Raw genomic sequence first — 25,849 nt, 5'->3', positions numbered from 1 at the left:
CTCCGGAACTGTCACCCAATTTCCTGCGCAGATGCGATAGTTCCGGGCTGGGCCGCAATGTAAATACGACTCTTTCGACCGTTCTCCGAAAAAGCTCCGTTTACTGTTGAGCCGTAGCATCAGGGAGATTTAGTCCAATGAAGCAAGTTTTGCCCACCGAGCCGATGCGCCCGGCGCTGGAATCTAAGGTGCTATCCGAACGAGAGTGGCACCAGGTGCTGGTGGAGTGGAACCGCACACGGCACGAGGTCGAGCCAGCCACGCTGCCGGACCTGTTCGAGGCCCGAGTGGGGACCACCCCCGACGCAGTCGCCGTTGAGTTCGAAGACCACACCCTGACATATTCCCAACTCAACGCTCGGGCCAACCAGCTGGCCTGGTACCTGATCAGCCAGGGCATCGGCCCTGAGGACATCGTCGCTCTGGCTATCCCACGGTCGCACGAGCTGATCACTGCCGTTCTCGCAACCATGAAAGCTGGCGCTGCCTACCTCCCTCTGGACCCTGAATACCCTCCGGAACGCATCGCGTTCATGCTTCAGGACGCAGCGCCCGACTTGCTCCTGGCCACCGAAGCCGTCACGGTCGGTCACCCAGCCGGCACCCGTCTGCTGACCACCGATCCTGTCATCGCTCAGCAATCCACCACCAATCCGACCAACAGCCACCGAGTCCGACCCCTGCACCACCAAAACTCTGCTTACCTCATTTACACCTCTGGATCCACCGGCCTCCCTAAGGCCGTACTCGTCTCCCACACCGGACTCAGCAGCCTCATCAAAGACCACACTTCGCGTTTGGGGCTCGGTGAGGGAAGCCGTCTGCTGAACATTGTGTCGCCCAGCTTCGACGCATGGACCGCTGAAATCTTCTTCGGACTTGTCAGCGGCGCCACCGTGATCGTGTCTGACACAGACAAGCTGCTGGGAGAGGATCTGCTTCTGGCCCTGGAAAGCGAGAGGATCACACACCTCAGTGCCCCCGCTCCAGTCCTGGCCACCGTCCCAGCGCGAGACCTGCCCGAGTTGCGCACCCTGCTCGTCGGCGGTGATGTGTGCTCGGTGGAGTTGGTCAATGACTGGGCTCCGGGCAGGCGGATGCTGAACGGCTACGGCCCGACGGAGTCGACTGTTGCCGCAACACTGAGTTTCCCGTTGGTGGCCGGTGAGGTGCCTCCTATTGGCGCGCCGGTGTCGAACACACGGCTGTTCGTGCTGGACGCAGAGCTGCGCCCGGTGGCAGTGGGCGTTGCGGGTGAGCTGTATGTGAGCGGGGCGGGCCTGGCCCGCGGTTACCTCAACCATCCGGGCCTGACTGCGGAGCGGTTCGTTGCATGCCCGTTCGGCACAGGTGAGCGGATGTACCGCACGGGTGACATCGTGCGCTGGCGTTCCGACGGACAGCTTGATTTCCTGTCCCGGGCGGATGAGCAGGTGAAGATCCGCGGTTTCCGGGTCGAGCCTGGCGAGATCGAATCCGTCCTGACCGGCCACCCGGGCGTTGCCCGGGCCGTGGTCCTAGTCCGTGAGAACCAGCCCGGCGACAAATGCCTCATCGCCTACTTCATCCCAGAGCGGGACGCTTCCAACGGAAAGCAGTCTCAGTACTACATTAACGAGTGGCGGAATTTTCATGAGGAGCATTTTGAAACATCGAGCAGGGCTCCTTTCGGCAGAGGATTCGAAGGTTGGACAAGTAGTACAGATGGGTCCAGGATTCCCGTAGAGGAAATGCAAGAGTGGCGTGACGAGATCGTACAGAGGCTCATCTCGCTGAAACCACGACGCGTACTCGAAATCGGCGCTGGAGCCGGATCTATCTTGGAGAAGCTGGCTCCGCACTGTGAGGAATATTGGGCAACGGATTTCTCAGCAGTAGCAATGAAAAAGCTCTTGGAAGACGTTGCGGGAGTTTCAGAATTGCGCTCCAAGGTCCATATTCGAGTTAGAGCGGCGGACGACTATTCTGGGATCCCTGAAGCGTACTTTGATACCATCGTCATTAATTCGGTTATACAGTACTTTCCCTCTAGGTCGTATCTGGAGGATGTGCTTGCGCAAGCGTCTCAGGCTCTGCGGCCTGGAGGAAATATCTTTGTAGGGGACGTCCGCAATCTTCGCCTCTTGGATGAATTTCATGCTGCGGTGGCAATGGGCAAGGTTGGTAGCGATGTCGAACGGATTGCTCTGCAAAAGTCGACGAGCTTGGCGCGAGAGATTGAACTGCTAGTTGACCCGGCATTCTTCACTGCACTGGGCGACCGTATTCTTGCGTTCGAGAACGCTGACATCAGAATAAAAAGTGGCAAGGCAGTTAACGAGCTGACTCGGTATCGATACGATGTAATACTGCACACTAAGATGGCAGGCAAGAAGGCGCCTGAAACAAGGTTCCGGGACTACCGTTGGGGTGAGAGCGTCAGCAGTCTCGCGGAGCTTAGGGGGCTGCTGCGTGAATTGAGGGGAGAAACACTTCGGGTACTCAGCATTCCGAACCTGCGTCTCACAAGTGGAGCCTCTGGTCCAGGTCCGGGCCCAGAAAGTCCTAACGCCTTCTGCTCGCTTGGTGAAGGCCTAGGAATCGACGCTATACCGACATGGTCCGATCATCCTTATATGTTCGACGTGGTCTTTACGAATAAGGAAGCGGTGTCAAGCGACTGCGTCAATTGGCGACGAGTAGTTGATAGTGGTAGCCGCGAAGGTCTCACGAACTCCCCACACAGCGGTCAGACGGAGGCTGTAAGCAGTCTGGAGTTGGCCTCATTCCTGAGTGCTCGGCTTCCGTTGTATATGGTCCCTACCTCCTTCGTTTCGTTGGAGGAATTTCCTCTGACGCACAATGGAAAGTTGGATCGAAGTCAGTTGTCCGAACTTGGAGCGGCAGCGGTAATTAGTGAGCGCCAGCCTCAGAGTCCCGTAGTGGAAACTCTCTGTTCTCTCTTTGCGGAGGCCCTCGGGCTTGACGGATTTGGGGCAACAGACAATTTCTTCACGTCTGGCGGGCACTCATTGATTGCGACACGCCTAGTGAGCCGCATCCGAACATGCTTCGATATCGAAATGTCTCTGATGGTGCTCTTTGAGGCCCCAACGCCAGAAGAGATCGCGTTGTGGATTGCTGCTGCGGAGAAGCGGCGCAGGCCTGTACTCCGCCGGAAGTAGATAATGACAGTCCATTGAGATAGGCGACTCAGTTGGAGTGAATTATTGGTGAAAATAGAAGTTGTCAATACAGTACTGTAAGGTCGGCGAGCGAGGCTGAACGCTGTTCGCCGCAATCGCCCGGAACACAGACGTCTGAGAGGGAAGCCGCGTGCCCGACAAACTGGACGACCTCCGCCGGTTCTACCGGCCGCGCCGTGATAGCGAGCCCAATTTGTACGAGATATGGGAGCAGGGCCAGGCGCGTGGCGACTCTGTCACGCCGTCGACCTACTCGGCCCTCTATCGCAAATGGATCCACGACAAGCTCGTCACCGCACTCGAGGACCACGGAACGAGCCGGTTACTGAGCCTTGGCAGCGGCAACGCTGTCGTGGAGAAGGACATCCTGGACGACGGTTACGAGGTCCTCGCGGTCGACGCCCTGGACGAAGCGGTCGCGCTCGCGCGATCTAAGGGAATCACTGCGCAGCGTGAGGACGTCACCACCTGGGCTCCTTCTGCCGTGTGGCCCGTCACCTACGCCGACGGTCTACTCGGCCACCTGTACACCTCCGCCGTGGGCCTGTCCGGCCTTATGGCCCGCATCCGCCTATGGCTCACTGACGGCACGGGGCGCGGCACGCTGATCATTTCCAACGACAGCCCCCAAAACGGCGAACCCGTCCAAGCAGCGCCCGGAGTCCCGGGCTTCCACTGGCTGTCCGGTGCCTACCTGCGCGACGAGGCCCTGGCCTCAGGTTTCTCCGAGGTCACTGTCGAGTTCTTCGCGTACGAGCGGCCGCTGTCCGGCGAACGCATCCGGGCAGTGGTCACGGCGACTGCAGGAGAGCGGCCCGGCGATTCCTTGAGGGGTGGCAACCATGCCGATCAGCGCTGACTTCGATGGGCGGCTTAACGCCGTGCTGCCACGGGCTGCGGAACATTTTGGCACGCCATTCCATATCTACGACGAACAGGGTATCGAGGAGAACTGCGCAGCTTTCAACCGGGCGTTCGCCGATACGCCTTACCGAGAGTACTACGCCGTCAAAGCCAATCCGAACCCGGCCGTCCTTGAGCTGCTGGCCGCGCACGGCTTCGGCTTCGACTGCAGTTCGCTGCCTGAACTCACCGCGGCCGTCCGTGCCGGAGCGGTGGGACACGACATTTGCTTCACCTCCAACAACACCAGCCGTGCGGAACTGGACGCGGCGGTGCGGCTCGGCGTGCTCATCAATGTGGACGATGAGACCGTGCTCGATAAACTCACTGAACGCGGTGAGGTGCCCGACACATTGTGCCTGCGGGTGCACCCGGGCAATGCCGGGCGTGAGGCAAGCGCCTCGTACCTCGGTGACCCGCAGTCGGCGAAATTCGGTATCCGGGCCGACCGGCTATCCGTCGTATGCGCCAGGGCCAGGCAGATGGGCGTCGAACACATTGGGCTGCACATGATGCTGGGATCGGGCTATCTCACCCCGCAGCCCTTCCTGCTCAGTCTGGACCTGCTACTGGAACAGGCGGAGACGCTCCACCGCGATCTCGGCGTCCTGCCCAGCTTCGTGAATCTAGGCGGAGGCATCGGTATTCCGTACCGACCGGAGGAGGAGTCGTTCGACCTGCCTGCGCTGGGCGCCGCCGTCGGCGCGCGGCTGCGGGACTGGGAGCTGGCCACAGGACTGGCCCGCCCCCGCCTGCTGTTCGAGAGCGGACGCTATGTCACCGGCCCCCACGGTGTACTGGTGACCCGGGTGCTCAACCGGATGAGCAAATGGCGCGAGTACGTCGGGGTGGACGCCGGAATGAACGCTCTGATGCGCCCGGCGATGTACGGCGCGTACCACCACATCACCGTGCCGGGCGCATCTGACCGCTGGCAAGAGGTGGTCGACGTGGTCGGGTCGCTGTGCGAAAACAACGACAAATTCGCCGAGCAGCGGACCTTGCCCACCGTCACCGAGGGCGACTTGCTCGTCATCCACGACACCGGAGCCCACGCACATTCGATGGGCTTCACCTACAACGGGCGGCTACGTCCGCAGGAACTGCTGCTGCGGCGCGGGGGCAGCGTGGAGCGTATTCGCCGGGCGGAGAGCGAGGAAGACTACTTCGCCACGCTGCGGTGCCGAACCGATGTCCTCGCCCCGGTCGCGGACCCGGTTGGGCTCCAATGAGCCGAAACGAGCCGTGGCGCCGCGAGGAGGCGCTGGCCCTGGCCGTGCGAGGGGGACACGAGCCGCTGGACCTCTCCCTCGGGATCCCGAGGGACCCTCCCGCGCGTGTCCCGCGTCCGGCGTCCCCCGCGCCGATGCCAGGCCGGCCTCAGAGCGACGCCTTCCTGGCCGCGCCGGCCGAGTATCCGCCCAGCGCGGGAACCATGGAGCTGCGGGAGGCGGCCGCACGTCACATTCTGCGCCGTTACCGGGTGGCGGTGCCGCCGGAGGCCGTGGCGGCGTGCGTGGGTTCCAAGGAATTCATCTCCACGCTTCCGCTTTTCCTGCGTGACATGCGCCGGCCGAACACGCACGGGCCCGAGCGTGACACGGTGCTCATTCCAGCACTGGGCTATCCCGCCTACGAGTTCGGCGCACGGCTGGCCGGGTTGCGGGCACACCGGGTGCCTGTCGACGACGCGTTCCGAATGCGCCTGGACCTGCTCCCAGCGCGGGTCGCGGATCGGGCACTGTGTCTGTGGGTCAACAGCCCGGCCAATCCCACCGGGGTCGTCGAACCGCTCGGCCCGGTCGCCGACTGGGGCCGTGCGCACGGTGTGGTCGTGGTGTCCGACGAGGCGTACGTCGAGGCGACGTGGTGCCATGAACCACGCACCATCCTCTGCCACGGGCTCGACGGCGTCCTGGCCGTGCACAGCATGTCGAAGCGGTCCAACTCCCCAGGGCTGCGCGTGGGATTCTGCTTGGGAGACCCCTCGCTGGTGGCGGGACTGGCCAGGCGGCGCCGAGAGGCCGGCCTGATGGCGGCCGCCGCCTCACAGGAGGCAGCGCGCGCACTGCTAGACGATGACCGGCATGCCGAGGAGCAGCGGGCACGCAACGCACGCCGGGTCGCCGACCTGGTCGAGTGCCTGAACGATCACCAACTGGGGTGTACCGCGCCGGCCGGGGGGCTCTTCGCCTGGGTGCCCGCGCCCGGCGGCGACGGAGTGGCCTTCGCCCGCCGTGCGGCCGAGCAGGCGGGCCTGATCGTCCGGCCAGGCTGCGAGTATGGCCCCGCCGGGCATCCGTACGTGCGCTTCGCCGCCGTCCAGGACTCAGCAGCCGTCGCCTGGCGGTTGGATCTGCTGTCGAGATCACCCGTCCCGTAGACGCTGGCACGAAACCGGTCATGCCTGCCTTAGCACGGCCAGGAATCGGGTCGCGCCAGCGACCGAGCACACACGCCAAGGAGATCCGCCGTGACCACGAAACCTGTCCTGCAGACCGGATCCTCCGGCTCTCGCCTGGGCGACAGCCCGGTTCCCGGGGGTATCGACGAACTGTGGGAACGCCGTGCCGAGTTGACGACGGCAGACCACGCGCCACGCCAGTCCGTTTTGGAGGCGCTGGATCTACTCGACAGCGGCGCCGCCACGGTTGCCGCGGTGGATCCGGCGACGGACGAGGTGGTGGTTGACGAGTGGGCCCGCCGGGCCATTCTGCTGTCCTTCCGGTTGTTCGAGGTTGAGGAGTCCGAGGCGGGGCCGTTTCGCTACCGCGACCGGCTGCCGCTTAAACGGCGCTTCGACGGGGTACGTGTCGTGCCAGGAGCGATCGCGCGCTTCGGCAGTCACGTGGCGCGCGGGGCCGTGCTGATGCCGTCATTCATCAATGTCGGCGCATATGTCGGGCCTGGCTCCATGATCGACACCTGGGCGACTGTCGGCTCTTGCGCGCAGGTAGGGGCCAACGTCCACCTCTCTGGGGGAGCGGGCCTGGGAGGGGTGCTGGAGCCCGTCGGAGCAGTCCCGGTCGTGGTGGAGGACGACGCGTTCATCGGTTCCCGATCGATGATCGTGGAGGGCGCTCGGGTGGAGCGCGGGGCGAAGCTCGGCGCCGGGGTGCTGCTCACCGGCAATACCAGGGTGTTCGACGCCGAGTCGGGCCAGGAACTTCCCAAGGGGCGGGCCCCCTCCTGGTCATTGTGCGTCGGTTCCATGCGGATGCGGACCTTCCCCGGCGGCGAGTTCGGCACACCGTGCCTGCTCGTGGTCAGGCGGCTCCGAGAAGGCGAGACCTTGGACAAGCTCCGGCTCGACAGCCTCTTCCGCGAGCACGGCGGTGCCTCGTGACCGGCGGCCGCGGCGCATTCGTCGTATCGGTGTTGCTGCGGCGGCACGACCGCTGCGCCGCCGCAACCCTAGGCCCATCTGGGCTCGTCGAAGAGACGGACGCCATGGGTGAAAGCAATCGCACCGTTCTGCTGGTGGAATCGGTACGCAACGGCATGGGATACAAGGCAGCGGCCAGGGAACTGGGATCCGTAGTCGTGTCCCTGTATACGTTCGGCTGCAGCGGGTCCTGGACCGAGGACCACGAGGGTGACGACGCTACCCGCTACGCGTCTGACCCGGACACTGCGGTAGCGGAGCTGTCCACCGTCGGCTATGACATGAAGGCTGCGGTCCTAGGCATGGAAGCGGCCGTCCACTTGGTCGAATTCGTCGCGCATCGGCCCAACCTGCGTGGCAACGACGAGTCGCTCGCCTGGGCCCGGCGCACTAGGGCGGCCATGCGCCGCCGGAGCGGGCCTCGCCATCCCGCAGTTCCGTCTCGTACAGGCGTGGTGAACCACATATCCATTGCCACCGGCGCCGCTCAGCGTTACGCCACCTCGCTTCATCGCAGGAATCGCGCCTTCCCTATACGGAGCGAACCGGACGTGTCCGAAGTTGAGATACCCGTCTGCAAGGACGGGCATTTTCGCATGCCCTCCGACTCGTGGAGGGGGATCCGATGACCCCATCTCGCACCAGCGGCGGAAGTACGAGGCTAACCAAGACACTCGGCAGGTTCACGGCGGACCAGTTGCGGCGGCTGTGCGACGTCGTGGGGCTGGATGCAGCCGACGCAGAAACCTACGCTAGTGTCCTGGCCGAGTCGCTGGGCACGGCGGCCGAACGCCCACTGGACTTGCCGCCGCCCTCCCGCAGCTTCCTGTCCGACGACCACACGCCGGTGGAGTTTTCGCTCTCTTTCCAGCCCGGTGAGACCCCGACGCTGCGCGTACTGCTGGAACCGGGCTGCGATGCCGCCAGCCTGGTGGACAACGGACGCGTCGGATTACGCGTCATCCACGCGATGACGGAGCGCTGGGGGTTTTCTTCCCATCGCCTCGACCACCTGGAGGACCTGTTCTTCCCTCCCGCCTCGCAGGGCCCTCTGGCCTTGTGGTGCGCACTGGAGTTACGTCCGGGTGGTGTCCCCAGGCTTAAGGTGTATCTGAACCCTGCGGCATCCGGGCCGGAACGCGCTGGCGAGACGATCCGTGAGGCGCTGGGACGGCTCGGCTACCAGCAGGCGTACACCGCACTGCCCCCAGCCGACGGCTATCCGTTCTTCGCCCTGGACCTGGGCGACTGGGACGCACCCAGAGTGAAGATTTACCTCAGGCATCACAACTTGGCGGTCGCCGAGGCGGGCAGTCTGCCGCGCATGGATTCCGGCCCGGAGCAGGCGACCGTGGAAGCCTTCTTCCGGATCGCGGCGGGGTACCACAGCGGGACGCGCTCCGGGGCCGGAACCTCGGCGGACGCACGACTCTGCGGGCTGCCCGCCCTGGCCTGCCACTCCTTCACGGAGACGACGACCGGCCTACCGAGCGGTTTCACCCTCCACATCCCGATCCGGGATTACGTTCGGCACGACGGGGAGGCCCACGCGCGGGCAGTCGCCGTGCTCGCCCATTACGGTATGGACGCCACTCCGCTCGCCCGGTCGCTGGCCGCCGTCACCTCGCGCCAGCCGGCAGATGGGACCGGGCTCATCGCTTACCTGGCGCTGGCTTACGAACGAAGCAGACCACCACGGGTGACCGCGTACATCTCTTCCGAGGCATATGGGCTCCGGCCGCTGGCCGCCCCACTGTCTCCTCGGACAACGCCCTTGCTGAACAGCCTATCCCGGCTTCCGGGACACCGGCCGCGCAGCAGACACAGACAGGAATAGGGATCAGGTTGGAGCCGTATCGCATCGAGGACTGTTCTTGAGATCTCTCAGGAGTGGTTACGAGATCCCGTCCGATCGAGTCGATCCGGCGGGATCTCTATGACTCTTCGGTGGTTCGTCAGGTGTGGGTACTCGACCGTGGATCGTGGACACGACGTGTGGGCTCGGATCGAACCGTTGCTGCCGCCCTGGCCGGAGAAGGGGCCGGGCCCTCGCCCGGTCGCTGATCGGCTGTGTCGGCAGGGCATCCTGTACGTCCTCTACATTGATATTTCATGGCAACTCCTGCCCCCTGAGCTGGGGTTCGGCTCCGGATAGACCTGCTCGCGGCGCCTGGGCCGCTGGCAGAAGGCCGGTGTCTTGGGCCAGCTGCACCTCTATGCCCCGCTCTCCCCGTGGAGGATCGCTGCCCTGGCTGCCCAGGCCAGGATGCTCTGGCCTCGCATGGACAAGCCGAGGCGGTTCCAGTGGAAGATCACGTGGTAGCTGAGCATGTGCCTCAACCCGCGGTCCAGCGTCCCGGCCTGAACGGCACGGCGGAGTTCCTGCCCCGTGGTGCGGAAGGCGGCGGCCCACTCGGCGAGGGCTCCAGCAGGCCGCCGGGGCGCAGCAGGACATCGCTGTCGGCGAAGTGCAGGGGCCGGATCTCTTGGGCGCGGGCGTCGAGCCGGTCTGCTGGCACGTCGCTGTCGGTCGATCGGTGCTCTTCCGTGATCACGTGGTGCCAGACGTCCCCCTGCTCGTACCACTCCAGGCCAGCGGCGCGCATCATGATCGTGCAGAGGAGAACGGACAGTTCTCGCGGTCCCACGGTGAGGTGTCAACGGTCATTGAGATGCCCAGGTGGGTGGCCGTTGGAGGCCCAGGTTGGTGGCCATCAGAAACCCAGGCGTGTGGCCAGTGGTGTTCCCGGGGGTGGGGGTCAGGTCAAGGGGACAACTCCCTTCCCGGCGAGAGCCTCGGCGAGGCGATGCGAGTCGCCGGAGGTGGTCACGAGGTGAGCGTGATGCATGAGGCGATCGGTGCTCGCTCCCGCGAGAGTCTTGGGCATGATCGTGTCGAAGCCATCTGGGGCTGGCACTTGTTCCCTCACAAGGGTTGCCCCTGTCACCTGGCCGTTTCCCGTTCCTGCGGTCCTCGTTGGTTCTCGTGGCAGCAGCCCGAATGTCCAGGTGCTGCCTTGACCGTTCAGGTGCGAGGAAGGTGTGCCGGTGGCCGAGGCGAGACTGCAGGTCATCGCGGGCGGGGCTGTCCCGCAGGAGCCGCTGGCGACGGACCCGTGGCAGTTCCAGGCCGCGTGCGTCGACGCGTTCGTCGCCTCGTGGCGGGCCCGCGGGTTCAGCCCGGTGACCATCGACAACGACGTCGGTCTGCTGGAGCGAACCCTGGCTGCGCTGGGGCGGCCCGCGTGGGAGGTGACGCCGGAGGACATCGACCGCGTGGTCGGTGACTTGGGGGTGAGGGGTCGGGCGACGTCCACCCGGCGCGAGTATGTGCAGATCTTCAAGGGCTTTCACCGGTTCCTGCAGGCCCGCAAAGCTGTCGAGATCGAGGCCGCGTTCGGAGTCCGCCTCGTCTGCCCAGTCGACGAGTTCAACGCTTCCCGGCATGTCGGGGACGACTCGCCCGCTCTGCTGCCGCCTCCGACACCGGAGCGGGTGACGGAGTTCTTCGACTTCATGAAGCAGCGGATCGCCACCGCGAGAAAGTACGGACCCGCCGCCCGGGATTATGCGATGTTCCGGACGCTGTATCACGCTGGGCTCCGCTCCGAGGAAGCGTCGCTCCTGGAGAAGCCGGACCTGCACTTCACCCGAGGCCCGTTCGGCAAGCTCCACGTCCGCTTCGGCAAGGGAGCACACACGTCCGGGCCGCGGCCTCGGTGGGTGCCCATGCTCGACGGGCTGGACCTGGTGCTGCGGTGGTTCCTGGAGGACGTGCGGCCCAAGTTCCCCGACTCGCCGGTGCTCTTCGCCGACGAGTCCGGCGGCAGCCTGCATCGCGGGACCATCCGCAACCGACTCCGCTATCTGATGGAACTCGAAGGGCGCCCGGCATCCGAGCGGTTCAGCCCGCATGCTCTGCGAAGAGCCTGCGCGACGCACAACTACGAACGCGGCGTCGATCTCGTCGCGATCCAGCAGATGCTCGGTCACTGGACCGTCAGCTCGACCATGCGATATGTCCGGCCCTCCGCGACCTTCATCGAGGACGCCTAGCAACGCGCTGTCGCCAGCACATTGGCCGAGCTGACCGGGAAGGACACCACGGCATGAAGATCCAATGGCGGCTGCGGATGGCCGCCGCCCAGCGCGAGGTGTGGACCGGGACGGAACTGCGGCGGCTGCTGGCCGAGAAGGCCGGCCTGGAACTGTCCTCGGCATCGGTGTCCGCGCTGTTCACCAAGGAACCCTCTCAAGTGAAGATGACCACGCTGGCCGCGTTGTGCACCGCGCTGGAGTGCACCCCCAACGACCTGATCGAGGTCGACACCACCCCCGTCGAACGGGAGTCATTGTCAAGAGTTGTGGATCGAGTGACGTGCGATCCAGCCGGTCATCCCTCGTCCAGACACAGGCAGAAGGGGTGTCCGGCCGGGTCGAAGAGCACCCGGAGGCTCTCCTGCGGCTGGAACTCCGCCACCGTGGCGCCCAGGGCCACCGCCTCGGCGACCGCCGAATCCAGATCGCCGACCTGGAAGTCGAAGTGCATCATCGGGCGCTGTTCGCCCTCGACCGGAGGCCACACCGGAGCCCGATAGCCGTCCGCCTGCTGGAACACGAAGAACGGCCCTTGCGGGGAGGCGGCGACGATGGCCGTGCCCGGCTCCTCGTGCCCGATGTGCCAACCGAGGAGTTCGGCGTAAAACTTCGCCAAGCCGCTGGGGTCCGGCGCCTCGATCGCAGTTCCCCACCACATACCACCGGTTCGAGATCTCATCCCGGCAGCCTGCCTCATGATCCCGTGCTTGTCGTGCGTGAAGTGTGATCAGGCTGCGGTGGTCTCAGGGCGTTCGACGAGGTGACCGTTCTTGAAGCGGGCGCCGTTGCGGACAAGGGCGACGAGGTGGGGTGCGGTGATCGCGCGCCAGCGGGCCTGGGCGGACTCGGCCAGCTTGAACACCATGGCCAGGGCCGCGACCGCGCTGCCGGCCCCGCGGGTGACCTTGGTCCGGAGTTTCACGGTGCTGAAAGTACTCTCGATCGGATTTGTCGTGCGTGCACCCAGTAGGGCTTGGTCATCTTCACTTGTGGGTGCGTGTCTCCTGTCCCATGAGCGTCGTTGGATTGGTGTGACACCTGAGGAGATGGCCTCGGTCCGGGAGGACTTGGAGGCGTTCGCGGTGAAGTTGTTCGACGGGTTCTTCCGTGCGGATCAGCGGCGGTGGGGGCAGGCGTATGTGCGCGGGCTGCTGCTGGACGGGCGACGCAAGTCGGTGGAGCCGATGGCGGCCCGTCTGGGCGAGGACGGCAACCGGCAGGCACTGGCTCACTTCATCACCTCGAGTCCGTGGGATCCCGCGCATGTGCAGGCCCGGCTGGCCTGGCAGATGCAGGACGTGATCGGGGTGGAAGCGTTGATCGTGGATGACACCGGCTTTCTGAAGGACGGGGATGCCTCGGCGTGTGTGTCGCGGCAATACACCGGGACCGCGGGCAAGGTCACCAAATGCCAGGTGGGCGTCTCCCTGCACCTGGCCAGTGACCGTGCCTCCGCGGCCGTCAACTGGCGGCTGTTCCTGCCCGCATCCTGGGATCCCGCCTCGCCGGAGGCCGATGCGGACAAGATCGCCCGCCGCGGCCGCTGCGGGATTCCCGCCCGGGTGGGGCATGTGGAGAAGTGGCAGCTGGCCCTGGACATGATCGACGAGGCCCGGTCATGGGGCGTCGACGTTCCCCTGGTGGTCGCGGACGCCGGATACGGTGATGCCGCCGCCTTCCGCCTGGGCCTGGGGGAGCGCAACTTGCCCTACGCGGTGGGGATTTCCTCTCGCCATACCGCCCAGCCCGCGGATGCCCGGCCCGTCCAGCCTGCCTATGCGGGCACCGGCCGGCCGCCGAAAATTCAGTACCCCGAGCCTGCGCAGACCATGAAGGACCTGGTCATCGAAGCAGGCCGGGCGGCCGCACGGCCGGTGTCCTGGAGGGAAGGCTCCCGGCCGGGTAAGGGCCAAAGCGGCCTCAAGCGCATGTACTCGCGGTTCGTCGCCCTGCGGATCCGCCCGGCCGGACGCGGCATCCGCAAGGCCGGCGACGATCCTGAACTGCCCGAGCGGTGGCTGCTGGCCGAATGGCCCGCCACCGAGAGCGAACCGGTGCAGTTCTGGCTGTCGAACCTGCCCTCGGGGATGCCGCTGGCCACGCTGGTGCGGCTGGCGAAGCTGCGTTGGCGCATCGAGCACGACTACCGCGAGATGAAACAGGCCCTGGGCCTGGCCCACTTCGAAGGCCGCACCTGGGGCGGCTGGCACCACCATGTCACCCTCGTCTCCGCCGCCCACGCCTTCTGCACGCTGCAACGGCTGGCACGAGACCCAAAAGACGCGGCGCAGGTCTGAGCCTCTACCAGGTCGTCCGGGAACTACAGACACTCCTTGCCACCTGGGCCGGAGCCTGCCCCACCTGCCACCGCGACATACCCACACCACTACGAACCTGACCAAGCCCTACCAGTGCTCGGCGGGGAAGTCGTAGAACGCGAGGAGTTCGTCGACCTCGCCGGTAATCTTCTTCACTGCCTTCGGCCACTTTGCGCCGTAGACGCCCTCGAAGTCGCGGACGGCCTTCTCCGCGTGATCGCGGTCCTCGGCGTTGTAGATCTCCTGGAGGGCCTTCTTTGCGCCGGGCTGGGCCGACTTCGGCAGGGCGTTGATCACGTTGCGGGTTTTGTGAACCCAGCACCTTTGATGCCTGGCCTTCGGAAACACCTCCGCGAGGGCCCGCCAGAGGCCCATCGCGCCGTCACCAACGACGAGTTCGGGATCTCGCATGCCGCGCCGACGGCAGTCACGCAGCACATCCGCCCAGGACTCGGTCGACTCGCGCAGCCCCTCGGCGAGGGCGATGAGCTCCTTGCTGCCGTCCGTGCACACGCCCATGAGGACCAGGACGCAGGAGTGCACCTGGCCGAGGCGGACCTTGGGGTGGACGCCGTCGGCCCACACATAGACGTAGTCGGATTCCGACAGGTCGCGGGCCTGGAAGGCGGTGTGGTCATCCTGCCACTGCTTCGTCAGCCGAGTGATCGTTGCCGGGGAGAGCCCCGCCGCCGAGCCGAGGAACTGTTCCATCGCGGGCACGAAGTCACCGGAGGACAGTCCGTGCAAGTAGAGCAGAGGGAGCACCTCGCCGACTTTCGGGGTTTTCCGGCACCAGGGCGCGAGTATTTTCGACGAGAACCGCTTGCGCTCACCCGTCGCCTCGTCCACGCGCTTGTCGTTTACGCGCGGCGCCTTCACCATGACCGACCCGGCGGCTGTGGTCACGGTCCGCTCTCGGTGGTGTCCGTTGCGGACGACCAGACGGCGGCCAGCCTTGTCGCGCTCGCCCGCCAACTCGGCGATGTACTGGTTGACCTCGGCCTCCAGGGCCGCGGCGAGCATCCGCCTCGCGCCCTCGCGGACGATGCCGTCGATCAGGGAACCGGTCTCGGTGGTGCCGTCCTCGTTCACTACGCTCAGCAGTCGTGCCTTCCCGACCCGCGCAGCAACGCGGGCCTGCTCGATGACCTTGAGTCGATCACTCGGGAAGGTACGCCCTCCCCATCACGCGAAGCACCCCACCCGAGGTCGATCCACAAGTCCTGAGCATGACTCGTCGAACGGCCCATCACACCTCCTCATCCAGTAGCCGACCTGCCGCAGGCCGCCTCCGCCAGGGGCCGGTCGATGCCGCCTTTGTGACCGGCGGGCTGCTATGGGCAAGAAGCAACGCGACTGCGTCACCTGCGGTGCCCCGGTCGGATATCTCGACCGCCAGTACTGCTGCCGGTGCTGGCGCAGGCTGAACGAGCAGGCCGCCAAGGCGGTTTGCCCCGGCTGTGGCCGCGACCGCGTCCTGCAGCAGGACACCGGCCGCTGCATCATCTGCTCACGCGTCTGCGAGGAATGCGGCCACTCCGTCCGGTCATCGCAGAACGGTCTGTGCCGCGACTGCCGCCGCAAGGCCGAACAACGGGCTGCTCAGCAGACGTGTCCGCGCTGCCGCAGGCCCGGCTATCTGCGTGAGACGACCGGCTGGTGCGGCCACTGTTCACGGCCCCGGCCGCAGAAACAGCCTCCGAGGACCTGCCGCGAGTGCGGCCAGTTGCGGCGACATGCCGGACTGGGGCTGTGCTCGGCCTGCTAGCAAAAGCACCCTGGCCGTCCCTTCATCCGCGGGGAACATCTCCGCGACCGGCTCGCCGATCCACCCTCCTGGCTGGGGGACTTCGTCGCTCATGTCGCCGCCCGGCACTGCATCGCCAGAGCCTGCGGCTTCGTCACCGACCTCGGCCGGCTCCTGGAAGACGGGCACTCCACCTCGCCTCAGGCCCTGCTGGAAAGATCGCGCAGGCCCGGGCGGTCGATGGGCTCCTTCGCCCGCGCACTCGAGGACTTCTTCACCCTCCACCACCTGGCACTGCCCACCGACCAGGCCGAACGGCTCGCCGCCGACCGACGGCAACGACGCATCGAGGCCGTTCCCGAACCGCTGCGGCAAGCCGTTGCCGCCTTCAGCACCTCCCGGATGCGGGCCCAGGACAGAGCCCGCCGAGCGGGCACCCGTCCTCGCAGCAACCACACCCTGGAGACGGCCCTGGCCACCCTGCGTGACCTGGCCCTCTTCCTGGTCGATGAACGGGACAAGAACGCCTGGGCCCTCGTCGACGTGCACGACGTCGAAGCCTTCCTGTCCACCCTGCCGGAACATCCGGAGTCGGCTACGTCCTCGCCATCCCGAAGTCCCACTCCCTGGCCGGCCCGCGCATCGACATGGTGTTCGAGCAGGCCCCCGATCAGGCATGGGAGCGCCGTTCCTGTGGCGCGGGAGCGAAGGGGCAGCGCGAGTACGACTGGGCAGCAGTGCAGTTGCGCCCGGTTACCGAGTACGACCACCACGACGGCGTGTTGATCCGTCGACGGTGGGCGCTGGCACGGCGCAGCGTGAGCCGGCCGGACGAAATCGCCTACTACCTCGGCTATGCGCCGCTGGATGCCGGCGTGGACGAGCTGGTGCGGGTGGCCGGGTTCCGCTGGGCGATCGAGGAGTGTTTTTTCCAGGCAGCGAAGAACGAGTGTGGGCTGGACCAGTACGAAGTCCGTCGCTACGTGGGCTGGTACCGGCACATCACCCTCGCCGCGATGAGCGCGCAAGCAGCCGAAAAGGGGGATCCACCGGTGAGGATGCCGAGGTCATCGGGCTCACTGTGGCAGAAGCGCGGAGACTCCTGGCAGCTCACGCGCCCCGAGTCCCCCGCGCCCGCACCCGCGCGCTGAGCTGGTCGCGTTGGCGCCGCCGACGCCAGGCGGTGGCCCGCCGCTGCCACTATCGCCGTCGCGGGCACTCCTTCGAGGGATGGGCGGGCAGAAGCCGTCCATGACGGCACACTGACCGCTACACTCCCACCGCTCGACGTTCCCCCAGGTCAAGCCACGAAGTACTGCTGGAGTATTAGTACTCCAGTTGCGGTTCTCCATATGCCCTGGTCAGGTGGCTCTTTTGGTGTGTAATTGGCTGACGCCTCGTCAGGGCGGCGGTGGTTCGTGACTCACCCGATCGGGGTGCGTTGAACCGGTTATGGAGCCGGAGATCGATGTCGAAGTAGGCCTGTGGGATGCCGAGTTGGAGTCGCTGCTGCTCCGGGTGGGAGAGCGGTTCGGCCGCGTCGAGCCGCGGCGGCGGATGCGGGACTACGTCCGCGGCCTGTTGGGACCGGTAGGTCGGAAGAACAGCTGGCAGTTGGCCGAGCACGCAGGCAACGCCACTCCCTACGGGTTGCAGCGGCTGCTGTCGTGGTGCCAGTGGGAACCCGACGAGATCCGTGATGACCTGCAGAATTACGTTGCTGAGCGGCTCGGGCAGCCGGACGGTGTGCTGATCGTCGACGACACCGGCTTCCTCAAGAAGGGCACCATCTCCGCCGGAGTACAACGCCAATATTCCGGCACCGCAGGCCGCACGGAAAACTGCCAGATCGGGGTGTTCGCCGCCTACGCCTCCGCCAAGGGCAGGGCCCTGGTGGACCGCGAGCTCTACCTGCCCAAGTCCTGGACCGGAGATCCGGACCGGTGCCGCGCCGCCCGAATCCCGGAGGGCAGGTCCTTCGCGACCAAGCCGGAACTCGCACGCGCCATGGTCCGGCGGGCGCTGGACTCTGCCCTGCCGATCGCCTGGGTGACCGCCGATGCGGCCTACGGACAGGAGTGGCACTTCCGGCAGATCCTGGAGGAGGCCCGCGTCGGATACGTCCTGGCGGTGCCCAAGTCCCAGCAGGTCAAGACGCCTGCGGGCAGTTGGCGCATCGACCATGTCCTGGCCGGCGCCCCGGCCGAGGCGTGGGAGCGGATCTCCTGCGGGGACGGGGCGAAGGGGCCGCGGGTCCACGACTGGGCCGCGGCCAAGCTGCCCACCATCGACGGTTGCGATCCCACCCACTACCGCTGGGTTCTGGCCCGCCGCAGCCTGGCGCGTCCCGAGGAGATCGCCTACTACCTCGCCTTCGCCCAGGCAGACGTCACGGTAGCCGAACTCGTCCGGGTCGCCGGCGCCCGGTGGGCCATCGAGGAGTGCTTCCAGGCCGCGAAGAACGAATGCGGCCTGGATCAGTACGAAGTCCGCCGCTACGTCGGCTGGTACCGCCACATCACCCTGGCCATGCTCGCGCACGCCTTCCTGGCGGCGATGACCGCCCATGCCCTCGAAAAGGGGGCCGGAGAAACGGTTCGAGCAGCCTCGTTCCCCTCACCGTGGCAGAAATCCGAAGGCTGTTGGACCTTGCCCATTCCTCCGCAGCCCGGCACCACTCACCTCGGCGCCGTCTCCACTGGTCCCGATGGCGACGCCGCCACCAGGCCGTCGCCCGCCACTGCCACTATCAGCACCGCGCGCACCCCGATCGGGTGAGTCACGAACCACCGCCGCCCTGACGAGGCGTCAGCCAATTACACTCCAAAAGAGCCATCTGACCAGGGCATATGGAGAACCGCAACTGGAGTATTAGTACTCCAGCCGTAGATCGTGATCACGAGTTGAGTCGGCGTGGTAGTGGCCGTGGCGGGCTCATCAGTCATTACGGGTAAGGCTTACTGCCCGCCGAGTCGGAGTACAGCAACCACGTACAGGCTCCCGGACACCGTCAGAAGCAGAAGGGCGAGAACCGTGTGGACGACGAGCCCTCGCCCTGGGGCAAGGCCCAGATGCGCCCGGGCCGCACGGCTCACACGGGGCTTGGGGATACCTCGCGCGGCGTTCGCGTCCGCCTTCTCGATCGATCGCCACAGCTTCCGGCGGCTTCTCTCGGTCGTGATACCCAGGCGCACACCGTGGGCGTCGCGCACCAGCAGGGTCCGGTACGCGCTGCCGTACGAGAAGGTCGTCAGCAGCCGGACGGTGGTGATCTGGTTGAGGTCGACGGACCGTTCGCCGGTCAAGGTGTGCGCAGTCAGGTGCGACGATGAGTGCCGGAACGGGGCTCGCTCCTCGCACAGTGCGGGTAGGAGGACGAAGCTGGCGATCACGGACAGCAGGCCGAGCACGATCGGTGCGCCTTCGGGGACTACCCCCGCCCTGGCCAGCCCATAGCCGCCGAAAGGCAGCAGAAGGACCGTCACCGCCAGGCCCGATCCCATACGTGCACGCGCCACGCTGCGGGTTGTGGTTGCTTCCACTGACACCCCCGTGTCTGCCGGCAGACATCAGCATGCATGCGCGGCGGATCTTTGCGCATTGCCGGTGTCCGGCAATCTTGGGCGCGGGATCCATCGGGTCCAGGACCGCAGTACCAGCAGGACTCCGTGATCTCGTCGTTAGTCGCGGGAACAGGACGACCACCGCGTGATCTTGGTGAGGCGTGTGGACTCTTCAAGATAGTGCGGTGGCCGCGAGCCACAGCGTAGACCCTGCCCGCTGGCAGGAGGGGTTCGAGGCCCTGATGGACCCTGACACTCCCCGGCCGGAATAGGGACGGAGCGCGCATCGTGGGCCGGAGCCGTTCGTTGAGTGGTGGTGGTCACGTGACTGCGTTCAGTTTGGTGCGGATCTGTTCGGCGTCGGGGTGGTCGAGGTCGTCGAAGATGGTCAGGGCGCGCTGCCAGGTGTCGCGGGCCGTGGCTGTCTGGCCGGTGGCGTAGTGAGTGTCGGCGAGGCTGACGAGGGTGTCGGCTTCGTTGTAGGAGTCGCCGAGGTCCCGGTACAGCTTCAGGGCCTGGTGGTAGCAGTCGACGGCCTGGTGGTGCTGGCCGAGGTGGTGGTGGGCGTAGCCGAGGCTGTCCCAGGTGGCTGCTTCGCCGCTGAGGTCTCCGATGTCCTTCAGCAGGTGCAGGGCTTGCTGGCAGTGGGTGAGGGCCCGTTGGTAGTCGCTGAGTTGGGCGTGGCACCAGCCGATTGCGTTGAGGGCTCTGACCTCTCCGGCGGTGTGGGCCGTGGAGCGGTACAGGTCCAGGGCCTGCTGGGCGTGGTGGAGTGCCTGGTGGTAGTGGTCCTGGCGTATAAGGACGGCGCCAAGATCGAGGTGGGCATGAGCTTGGGCGGTGCGGTCGCCGAGGTCGCCGAAGAGTTCGACGGCGCGTTGCAGGTGGGGCTGGGCGTCGCCGTGGCGGCCCAGCAGGAGGTACGTACTGCCGAGACGACGCTGGATGTGGGCGTGGCCGGGCCCCTCGGGTCGGCGCTGCGTGGCATCCAGCGCGGTGCGCAGGGTGGTCAGAGAGTGGTGCCAGTGGCCGCGCCGCTGGAGGTAGGTGGTCAGGGCCGAGGCCAGCTGCCAGGTGTGGGTGTCCAGTCCGGCGTCGGCGGCCTGTTGTACGGCGGCGAGCAGGACGGTGTGCTCGTCGGTGAACCAGGCCATTGCCGGCGCGTGATCCACGATCTGCTCGGGGGCCACGCCGGGGCGGGGTGGGGCCAGGGTGATGGGGGCGTTGTGCGGGTTGAGCAGGTGGTCGGCGGCGTGGGCGGTGTGCAGGTAGTGGTCGAGTATGCGGTTGATGGCCGGGCGCTGTTCGGTGTCGGGGTCCAGGATGTGGGCCTGCTCGGTGGCGTAGGCGCGCAGCAGGTCGTGGAGGGTGTAGCGGCCGGGGGTGTGTTCGGTGACCAGGTGGGCACGGGCCAGTTCGGCCAGCAAGGGCCGTACCTGATGGAGCGTGAGGCCGGTGAGGCTGGCGGCGGCGGGGGCGGAGAAGTCGGGGCCGGAGTGCAGGCCCAGCAGGGCGAACAGCCGGGCCGCGCCGGGCCCCAGGGCTTGGTAGGACCAGGAGAACACCGTGCGCGCATCGGTCATCGGGTCGTCGCCGTCACCGGTGAACACCTCCAGGCCACCGTCGGCGGCGCGTAGCTCGCTGGCCAGGCTTGCGAGCGAGGGGGTGGGCCGGGTGGCGGCGCGGGCGGCCGCGATGGCCAGGGCCAGCGGCAGCCGGGCACACCGGGTGATGATTTCCTCCACAGCCTGTGGCTCGGCTGCCACCCGGTGCGCGCCGAGGCGGTGGGCCAGCAGGTCCCGGGCCTCGGCCGGAGAGAGCAGGTCCAGGGGGATCGGGTGGGCGCCCTCGGCGGCGACTAGGCCCGCGAGCCGGTTGCGGCTGGTCACCACGGCCAGGCAGCCGGCCGTACCGGGCAGCAGAGGGCGGACTTGTTCCGCGTCGCGGGCGTTGTCCAGCACCACCAGCACTCTCCGTCCGGCCAGCAGGCTGCGGTACAGCCCCACCCGCGCCTGCGGCTCCGCCGGGACGCGCTGGGCTGGTACGCCCAGCGCGTCGAGGAAGCCTCGCACCGCCTGGTCCGGCGTCACCGCCGCACCGGAGACGTCGAAGCCGCGCAGGTTCACATACAGCCGGCCGCCGGGGAAGCGGTTGGCTACCCGGTGGGCCCAGTGCACCGCCAGCGCCGTCTTGCCCACCCCCGCCGTCCCGGACACCGCCGAGACCACCACCGCGGTCGGCCGCCCCGCCGCCGCCGCCGCGGCCAGGATCCCGTCTAATTGGGCCAGCTCCTTTTCCCGGCCGACGAACCCCCGCGTTGCCAAAGGCAGTTGCGCCGGGACTGACCGGCCGAGCCTCGCGTCGGCGGGCTCCGGTGTGCTGGGGGCTGTGGGCCGGGCGGGTTCGCCGCGCAGGACTGCCTGGTGCATCTGCCGCGCCTCGGCGCCCGGGTCCGTGCCGAGCTCCTCGGTCAGCCGTTTCTGCAGGGCGGTGTAGCAGGTCAGGGCTTCCGGGCCGCGCCCGGCGGCCTGCAGCGCCCGCATCAGCGCCACCGTGAGCGGCTCGACCAGCGGATGTTCGTTGACCAGGGCAGTCAGCGGACCGATCACCCCCGCGTGATTGTTCACGCGGAGTTCGGCGTCGGCCCAGGCCGCGACCGCGTCGATGCGCTGCTGCCGCCAGTTGTCCCGGGTGCGTGCCGCCCACGCACCGGACAGCCCGGCCAGCGGCTCGCCGCGCCACAGCCCGAGCGCCTCATGCAGCAGGGCCGCCCGCGAGGCATCCGGCTGGCCCGGGTTGCGGGCCTGCTCGACCAGACGGCGGAACCGGTGCAGATCGACTTGGTCGGGCGGCATGTCGAGCAGGTAACCCCCCGGGCCACGCAGCAGCTGCGGCCCTGCGGCAGAGCCGTCAGTACTGCCGTCGAGGCGTGCGGCCGTGCCCGCCAGCATCCGGCGGATCCGGGCAATGTGAGCGTAGATCGAGGCGCGAACCTGAGCGGGCGGGTCTTCACCCCAGACTCGGTCAATCAGCGTCTCCACCGCCACCCAGCGGCCCGCGTCCACCAACAACACCGTCAGGACTGTGCGTTGTTTGGCCGGACCCAGATCCACCGAGCGGTCAGCGACCCGTAACTCCACCGGCCCCAGCAGCAGAAAATCCACCATGCCCCCGACGCTGCTCTGTATGGCCCGCCTCTCGGGTGCGGCCCCCCGCCAACACCGGCCCCCCCACCCAACCACCCGCTGACCAGCCACGCAAGGTTCTCGCAAGGTTATTGGCCACATCCGTGCCGCACCGTGTGACCAGCAGCCTGTGACGCCGGGGGGGAGTCACAGGTACACGGGCTGTCCACCGAAATCACCGTGGACAGCCCAGCCGTCCACGCATGACCTCATCAATTACGAGGCGGAGGAATCAATGGCGCGATTGAGGCCCAACATCACTCGGGGACTTTTGGCAGCGGGGGCAGCAACAAGCCTCGCCCTCTTCACTGCCACCACGGCGCAGGCGCACGCTGGGTCGGTTGACCTGACCCGTGGTAGCTGTGCGTACACGGGATACAGCGAGCACCACTACGCGTACACCCAGAAGCTCTCAGGCAGTTGCTCCGGCCATGCCTGGCTGCGGGTGACTATGAGGCCCACCGCTGGGGGCGCTGCCCGCACGAGCAGTTGGATTCATGACGCTAGAAAAGCTGACGCTCCGACCCCCAGCGGATACACGTTCACGAAGACAGAGCACAAGAGCTGCGAAACCTGTCAGGTGAAGACGATCACTCATTGAGTGACCACTGGGTCCGTGTCTGTCTGCACGGACCCAGTGTATTTTCGTTTAAGAGCTCGTAACACGATCATGATCGGTATTTCTTGAGGCGCCGCCAGCAGATGAGGCCGCAGGCGAGGGAGACGAACGCGTCGTGGAGTTCGGTTCGGCGTTCCCACCGGACAGCGAGCCGTTTGAACTGGTGGAGCAGAGCGAAGGTCTGCTCCACGACGTAGCGGAGCTTGCCCATGCCCTGGATGTTCGGGGCGCCCTTACGGGAAATGACCGGCAGGATCCGACGCTTGCGAAGCTCTTCCCGGTTGGGGTTGGAGTCGTAGCCCTTGTCGCCGAGCAGAGCCTCCGGACGCCTGCGTGGACGGCCGGGCGGCCGGCGACGGGCGGGATGCCGTCGACCAGGGCAAGAGTCTGCGTGACGTCGTTGACGTTCGCCGCAGTCGTGATCACCTTGAGCGGGGTGCCGCGTCCGTCGCAGATCAAGTGGTGTTTGCTGCCCGTCTTCCGCCGGTCGACCGGCGACGGACCGGTGTCGGCTCCCCCTTTTTCGCGCGGATGTGGGAGCCGTCCACGCACGCTCCAGCGGCAGCAGTTGCCAGGCTATGTCGTTGTGCAGGACGTACAGGATGCCCTGCAGACACAGCCGATCAGCTACCGGACGAGGCCCCGGCGACTTGTCCGGCCAGGGCGGCAGCAGCGGCTCGATCAGAACCCACAAGTCGTCGTCCACGATCCACGGCCGAGTGCTCACACCCCCACGAACGGCCGAATCACCCCACCGGTCACGCCTAACCAGGGTACTTCAACAAGATCGTGTTACGAGCTCGTAGGAGCCAACGCTCACGAAGTCGCGGCCCCTACAGCCCTCTGGGATCAAGGCCCGATAACGGCCCCAATAGATACTCAGGTTGAACTCGCGGAGTCCGGGGCCCGTGACGGTTCTTGATCGTTGCGGTACGACGTCGTCATGCGGTACGCGCATGGGGGCGGGCTGACGCCCAAGCAGCAGGAGAAGCGGGAACGGGTGCGCTTGGAGGCGGCCGAGCGGTTCGCTCGTGGGGAGAAGTCCGAGGCCGTCGCACGGGAGCTTCGGGTGACGTCGCGGTCGGTGCGGCGTTGGCGGCGGGAGTGGGAGCAGGGCGGTGCGGACGCCCTGCGCTCGAAGGGGCCGGTCTCGGTGGAACGACTGAGCCGGTCGCAGTGGGAGCGGCTGGAGCGGGAGTTGAAGCGGGGCCCGCTCGTGAGCGGTGGTGATCACGCCATTGCCGCCTCGTGCCGGACTTCAAGACCGCGGCTTGACGGCGTGCCCGAGACGGAGCGTCCATGGTCGACGCCCGGTGCGGCAGCCAGGCAGCGTTCGGGGTCAGTTGCGTCCGATACCCCTGCCACGACTGCGCTCAGTCAGTCTGCAAGGTTGTCGCAGCGAACCGGGCTGGTTCCCAACTTCCCTGGGGGCTAGCTCGGTTCGCTGTGGCCGGTCTGTTATCCGTTGTGTTCCGGCGTTGCCAGACGGTAGGTGCGCGGGCGTTCGCTCACCTGCTCGGCAATGTCCTGCCTGACCAACTTTTCCAGGGCGTTGTTGATGGCGCCGGAGGAGCGGTCGATCGTGCGGCTGATCCTGGTGGTGGTGAAGGCTTCGCCGGGGTGTGCGTTGAGATGGTCGATGACGAGCTGGCGAAGACCTCCGGGGGCGAGGCGCTTGGTTCCGCCGGTCAGGGCAGTCGTGGGGGCACGGTGGGACGGTTGTGAGGGTTCGGTCCGCTGGGCGGGCAGGGTCGCGGCTGGGACAGCCTGGGCGGGCACCGTCGTGTCGCTCTTCTCCTCGGGGGCGTTCGCGGTGGGTTGGTCCGGCTCCGTTGCTGGCTTGGTGGTGTCCGCGACGGGTTGGCTGGTGGGTGCGGGTGCTGTCGGTTCTTCCTGGGCCGGGGCCCAGTTGGGCGTCGGGGCGGCCTTGGTGTGGTTGGCGCGCCAGAGGTCGGGGCAGCGGTTGGGGCCGTTCTGGATGCCGCGGTCACGGTGGGCGAGGCCGCGTTTTTCGAGAGTGACGAGGGCCTTGAAGGTGCTGGAGCGGGCGGTTTTTGCTGCCTGGGCGATGTCGTCGACGGTGGCTGGTTCGGTGAAGGTGACCAGTTGGGTGTAGATGGTGAGAATGGCGGGGGACAGGTCCGCCAGCTGCTCGGCGATTGTGGTGTCGGACATGAAGGGGCCTCGTTTCCTGCGGGGATGAAGCGGGTGAGGTCCCCGGCCGGGGATGCGGTCCCGTGGGGCCGCTGGTGTCGCCCGACGCGTGCGCATCGCGGGTGTTCCGGGCGGACATGGTCGACGGCGTAGGCGATCGGGGTGGTCCGTGATCGGCGCGGCGGGTCGGCCACGACCATGGACGCTCGGACGCGGGCAGGAAGTCAAGCGCCGGCAGCGGATCGGTGTCGGCCCACGTCAGAGTGATTCGTCAGGCGTGGCTGTGGGTGTCGAGCCTTCGGCGCGCCGCTCGTGGATCCGGGCTGCTGAGTGCGGACCGAATGGCTGGTCGGGGACGGTGCATAGGCGACCTGACGTCGGCATCGGCGACTTGTGGCCATTCTGTGCGCAGAATGTGCGTTCGGTGCGCCGGGTGGGGGTCGGTTCGCTTCCCGTGAGAGCGGGGCAATGGTGGCTTGAATCGCCCCTGAATATGTCGGTTTTGCTGGGTGGCTGACCTGTCGTTGGTTCCTTAGAACGCTCCGTTGTCGTGTGGTTTTCCGGGTCTGAGAGTTCGGCTGTAAGTGGACATAACCCTTGACGGTGGTCAGTCATGGGCGTTCAATCGCCTTCACTTTTTGAAGATGTTGTGACTCGGGGGGCGGGGTTCAACTCGTGGGGTGGACAAATCT

16 protein-coding genes and 9 pseudogenes are annotated in these 25,849 nt (G+C 66.6%); 14 read left to right on the top strand and 11 right to left on the bottom strand.

Going from position 1 to position 25,849, the window contains the following annotated elements; all coding sequences use genetic code 11:
- The first annotated feature begins 137 nt into the window (after positions 1–137).
- The 8 genes from QF035_RS11055 to QF035_RS55705 all read left to right on the top strand — a co-directional run bounded on the left by QF035_RS11055 (position 138) and on the right by QF035_RS55705 (position 9,628).
- Positions 138–3,164 (top strand): amino acid adenylation domain-containing protein, encoded by a 3,027-nt coding sequence (locus tag QF035_RS11055; RefSeq protein WP_307519928.1) that lies wholly within the window; start codon positions 138–140, stop codon positions 3,162–3,164.
- A gap of 151 nt (positions 3,165–3,315) precedes the next feature.
- Positions 3,316–4,044, top strand: a complete 729-nt coding sequence (locus QF035_RS11050; protein ID WP_307519927.1) for a hypothetical protein — start codon at positions 3,316–3,318, stop codon at positions 4,042–4,044.
- Positions 4,028–5,320 carry a diaminopimelate decarboxylase gene (gene lysA / locus QF035_RS11045; protein WP_307519926.1) on the top strand — a complete coding sequence of 431 codons (1,293 nt, stop codon included), beginning with the start codon at positions 4,028–4,030 and terminating at the stop codon, positions 5,318–5,320. Before QF035_RS11050 ends, lysA begins: the two co-directional genes overlap by 17 nt.
- A complete protein-coding gene (locus QF035_RS11040; protein ID WP_307519924.1) occupies positions 5,317–6,471 on the top strand; it encodes a pyridoxal phosphate-dependent aminotransferase in 1,155 nt (384 codons plus the stop codon). Before lysA ends, QF035_RS11040 begins: the two co-directional genes overlap by 4 nt.
- 90 nt (positions 6,472–6,561) lie before the next feature.
- On the top strand, positions 6,562–7,434 hold the full coding sequence (locus QF035_RS11035; RefSeq protein WP_307519922.1) for a 2,3,4,5-tetrahydropyridine-2,6-dicarboxylate N-succinyltransferase: 873 nt from the start codon (positions 6,562–6,564) through the stop codon (positions 7,432–7,434).
- Positions 7,431–8,102 carry a hypothetical protein gene (locus QF035_RS11030; RefSeq protein WP_307519921.1) on the top strand — a complete coding sequence of 224 codons (672 nt, stop codon included), beginning with the start codon at positions 7,431–7,433 and terminating at the stop codon, positions 8,100–8,102. Before QF035_RS11035 ends, QF035_RS11030 begins: the two co-directional genes overlap by 4 nt.
- Positions 8,099–9,310 (top strand): tryptophan dimethylallyltransferase family protein, encoded by a 1,212-nt coding sequence (locus QF035_RS11025; RefSeq protein WP_307519920.1) that lies wholly within the window; start codon positions 8,099–8,101, stop codon positions 9,308–9,310. Before QF035_RS11030 ends, QF035_RS11025 begins: the two co-directional genes overlap by 4 nt.
- Positions 9,311–9,409: 99 nt before the next feature.
- Positions 9,410–9,628 carry a transposase gene (locus QF035_RS55705; RefSeq protein ID WP_373466628.1) on the top strand — a complete coding sequence of 73 codons (219 nt, stop codon included), beginning with the start codon at positions 9,410–9,412 and terminating at the stop codon, positions 9,626–9,628.
- Positions 9,629–9,687: 59 nt separating this feature from the next.
- Here the strand turns inward: QF035_RS55705 and QF035_RS11020 are convergent, their stop codons facing one another.
- The gene (locus tag QF035_RS11020) at positions 9,688–10,059 is read right to left on the bottom strand and encodes a thiopeptide-type bacteriocin biosynthesis protein (protein WP_307519918.1); all 372 of its coding nucleotides are present in this window, start codon (positions 10,057–10,059) and stop codon (positions 9,688–9,690) included.
- A gap of 462 nt (positions 10,060–10,521) precedes the next feature.
- On the opposite strand from QF035_RS11020, the gene QF035_RS11015 reads away from it, so the two are divergent.
- On the top strand, positions 10,522–11,529 hold the full coding sequence (locus QF035_RS11015; protein ID WP_307519917.1) for a tyrosine-type recombinase/integrase: 1,008 nt from the start codon (positions 10,522–10,524) through the stop codon (positions 11,527–11,529).
- Positions 11,530–11,582: 53 nt separating this feature from the next.
- Positions 11,583–11,786 (top strand): annotated as a pseudogene (locus tag QF035_RS11010) (helix-turn-helix domain-containing protein); the annotation flags it as partial.
- 80 nt (positions 11,787–11,866) lie between these two features.
- On the opposite strand, the gene QF035_RS11005 reads toward QF035_RS11010, so the two are convergent.
- Together QF035_RS11005 and QF035_RS11000 are read right to left on the bottom strand one after the other, a co-directional pair.
- Positions 11,867–12,229 carry a VOC family protein gene (locus tag QF035_RS11005; protein ID WP_307531045.1) on the bottom strand — a complete coding sequence of 121 codons (363 nt, stop codon included), beginning with the start codon at positions 12,227–12,229 and terminating at the stop codon, positions 11,867–11,869.
- Between the two features lie 69 nt (positions 12,230–12,298).
- A pseudogene (locus QF035_RS11000) lies at positions 12,299–12,529 on the bottom strand (IS256 family transposase); the annotation flags it as partial.
- 88 nt (positions 12,530–12,617) lie between these two features.
- Here QF035_RS11000 and QF035_RS10995 point away from each other — a divergent pair.
- Positions 12,618–13,868, top strand: coding sequence for an IS701 family transposase (locus tag QF035_RS10995; protein ID WP_307519916.1), 1,251 nt, complete (start codon positions 12,618–12,620; stop codon positions 13,866–13,868).
- 111 nt (positions 13,869–13,979) lie between these two features.
- Here the strand turns inward: QF035_RS10995 and QF035_RS10990 are convergent.
- Positions 13,980–14,993, bottom strand: a pseudogene (locus QF035_RS10990) (IS256 family transposase); the annotation flags it as partial.
- 568 nt (positions 14,994–15,561) lie between these two features.
- On the bottom strand, positions 15,562–16,185 hold the full coding sequence (locus QF035_RS10985; protein ID WP_307519915.1) for a hypothetical protein: 624 nt from the start codon (positions 16,183–16,185) through the stop codon (positions 15,562–15,564).
- 101 nt (positions 16,186–16,286) lie between these two features.
- Here QF035_RS10985 and QF035_RS10980 point away from each other — a divergent pair.
- Both QF035_RS10980 and QF035_RS10975 read left to right on the top strand, forming a co-directional pair.
- Positions 16,287–16,787 (top strand): annotated as a pseudogene (locus tag QF035_RS10980) (IS701 family transposase); the annotation flags it as partial.
- Positions 16,788–17,088: 301 nt separating this feature from the next.
- Positions 17,089–18,240 (top strand): annotated as a pseudogene (locus tag QF035_RS10975) (IS701 family transposase); the annotation flags it as partial.
- 353 nt (positions 18,241–18,593) lie between these two features.
- On the opposite strand, the gene QF035_RS10970 reads toward QF035_RS10975, so the two are convergent.
- The 5 genes and pseudogenes from QF035_RS10970 to QF035_RS55690 form a co-directional block, all read right to left on the bottom strand.
- Positions 18,594–19,154 (bottom strand): hypothetical protein, encoded by a 561-nt coding sequence (locus QF035_RS10970; protein ID WP_307519914.1) that lies wholly within the window; start codon positions 19,152–19,154, stop codon positions 18,594–18,596.
- A gap of 365 nt (positions 19,155–19,519) precedes the next feature.
- Positions 19,520–22,366, bottom strand: a complete 2,847-nt coding sequence (locus tag QF035_RS10965) for an AfsR/SARP family transcriptional regulator (RefSeq protein WP_307519913.1) — start codon at positions 22,364–22,366, stop codon at positions 19,520–19,522.
- A gap of 686 nt (positions 22,367–23,052) precedes the next feature.
- Positions 23,053–23,325: pseudogene (locus tag QF035_RS55700) on the bottom strand (transposase); the annotation flags it as partial.
- A gap of 95 nt (positions 23,326–23,420) precedes the next feature.
- Positions 23,421–23,555: pseudogene (locus tag QF035_RS55695) on the bottom strand (hypothetical protein); the annotation flags it as partial.
- Positions 23,536–23,709: pseudogene (locus QF035_RS55690) on the bottom strand (transposase); the annotation flags it as partial. The pseudogenes QF035_RS55690 and QF035_RS55695, both read right to left, overlap by 20 nt.
- A 237-nt stretch (positions 23,710–23,946) precedes the next feature.
- Between QF035_RS55690 and QF035_RS56230 the strand changes: the two are divergent.
- A pseudogene (locus QF035_RS56230) lies at positions 23,947–24,234 on the top strand (helix-turn-helix domain-containing protein); the annotation flags it as partial.
- A gap of 227 nt (positions 24,235–24,461) precedes the next feature.
- Here QF035_RS56230 and QF035_RS10950 read toward each other — a convergent pair.
- On the bottom strand, positions 24,462–25,178 hold the full coding sequence (locus tag QF035_RS10950; protein ID WP_307519911.1) for a helix-turn-helix domain-containing protein: 717 nt from the start codon (positions 25,176–25,178) through the stop codon (positions 24,462–24,464).
- Positions 25,179–25,849 lie beyond the last annotated feature (671 nt).

It is taken from the genome of Streptomyces umbrinus, assembly GCF_030817415.1.
GTDB classification, from domain to species: Bacteria; Actinomycetota; Actinomycetes; order Streptomycetales; family Streptomycetaceae; genus Streptomyces; species Streptomyces umbrinus_A.
This window is presented reverse-complemented; position numbering and strand designations above follow the sequence as displayed.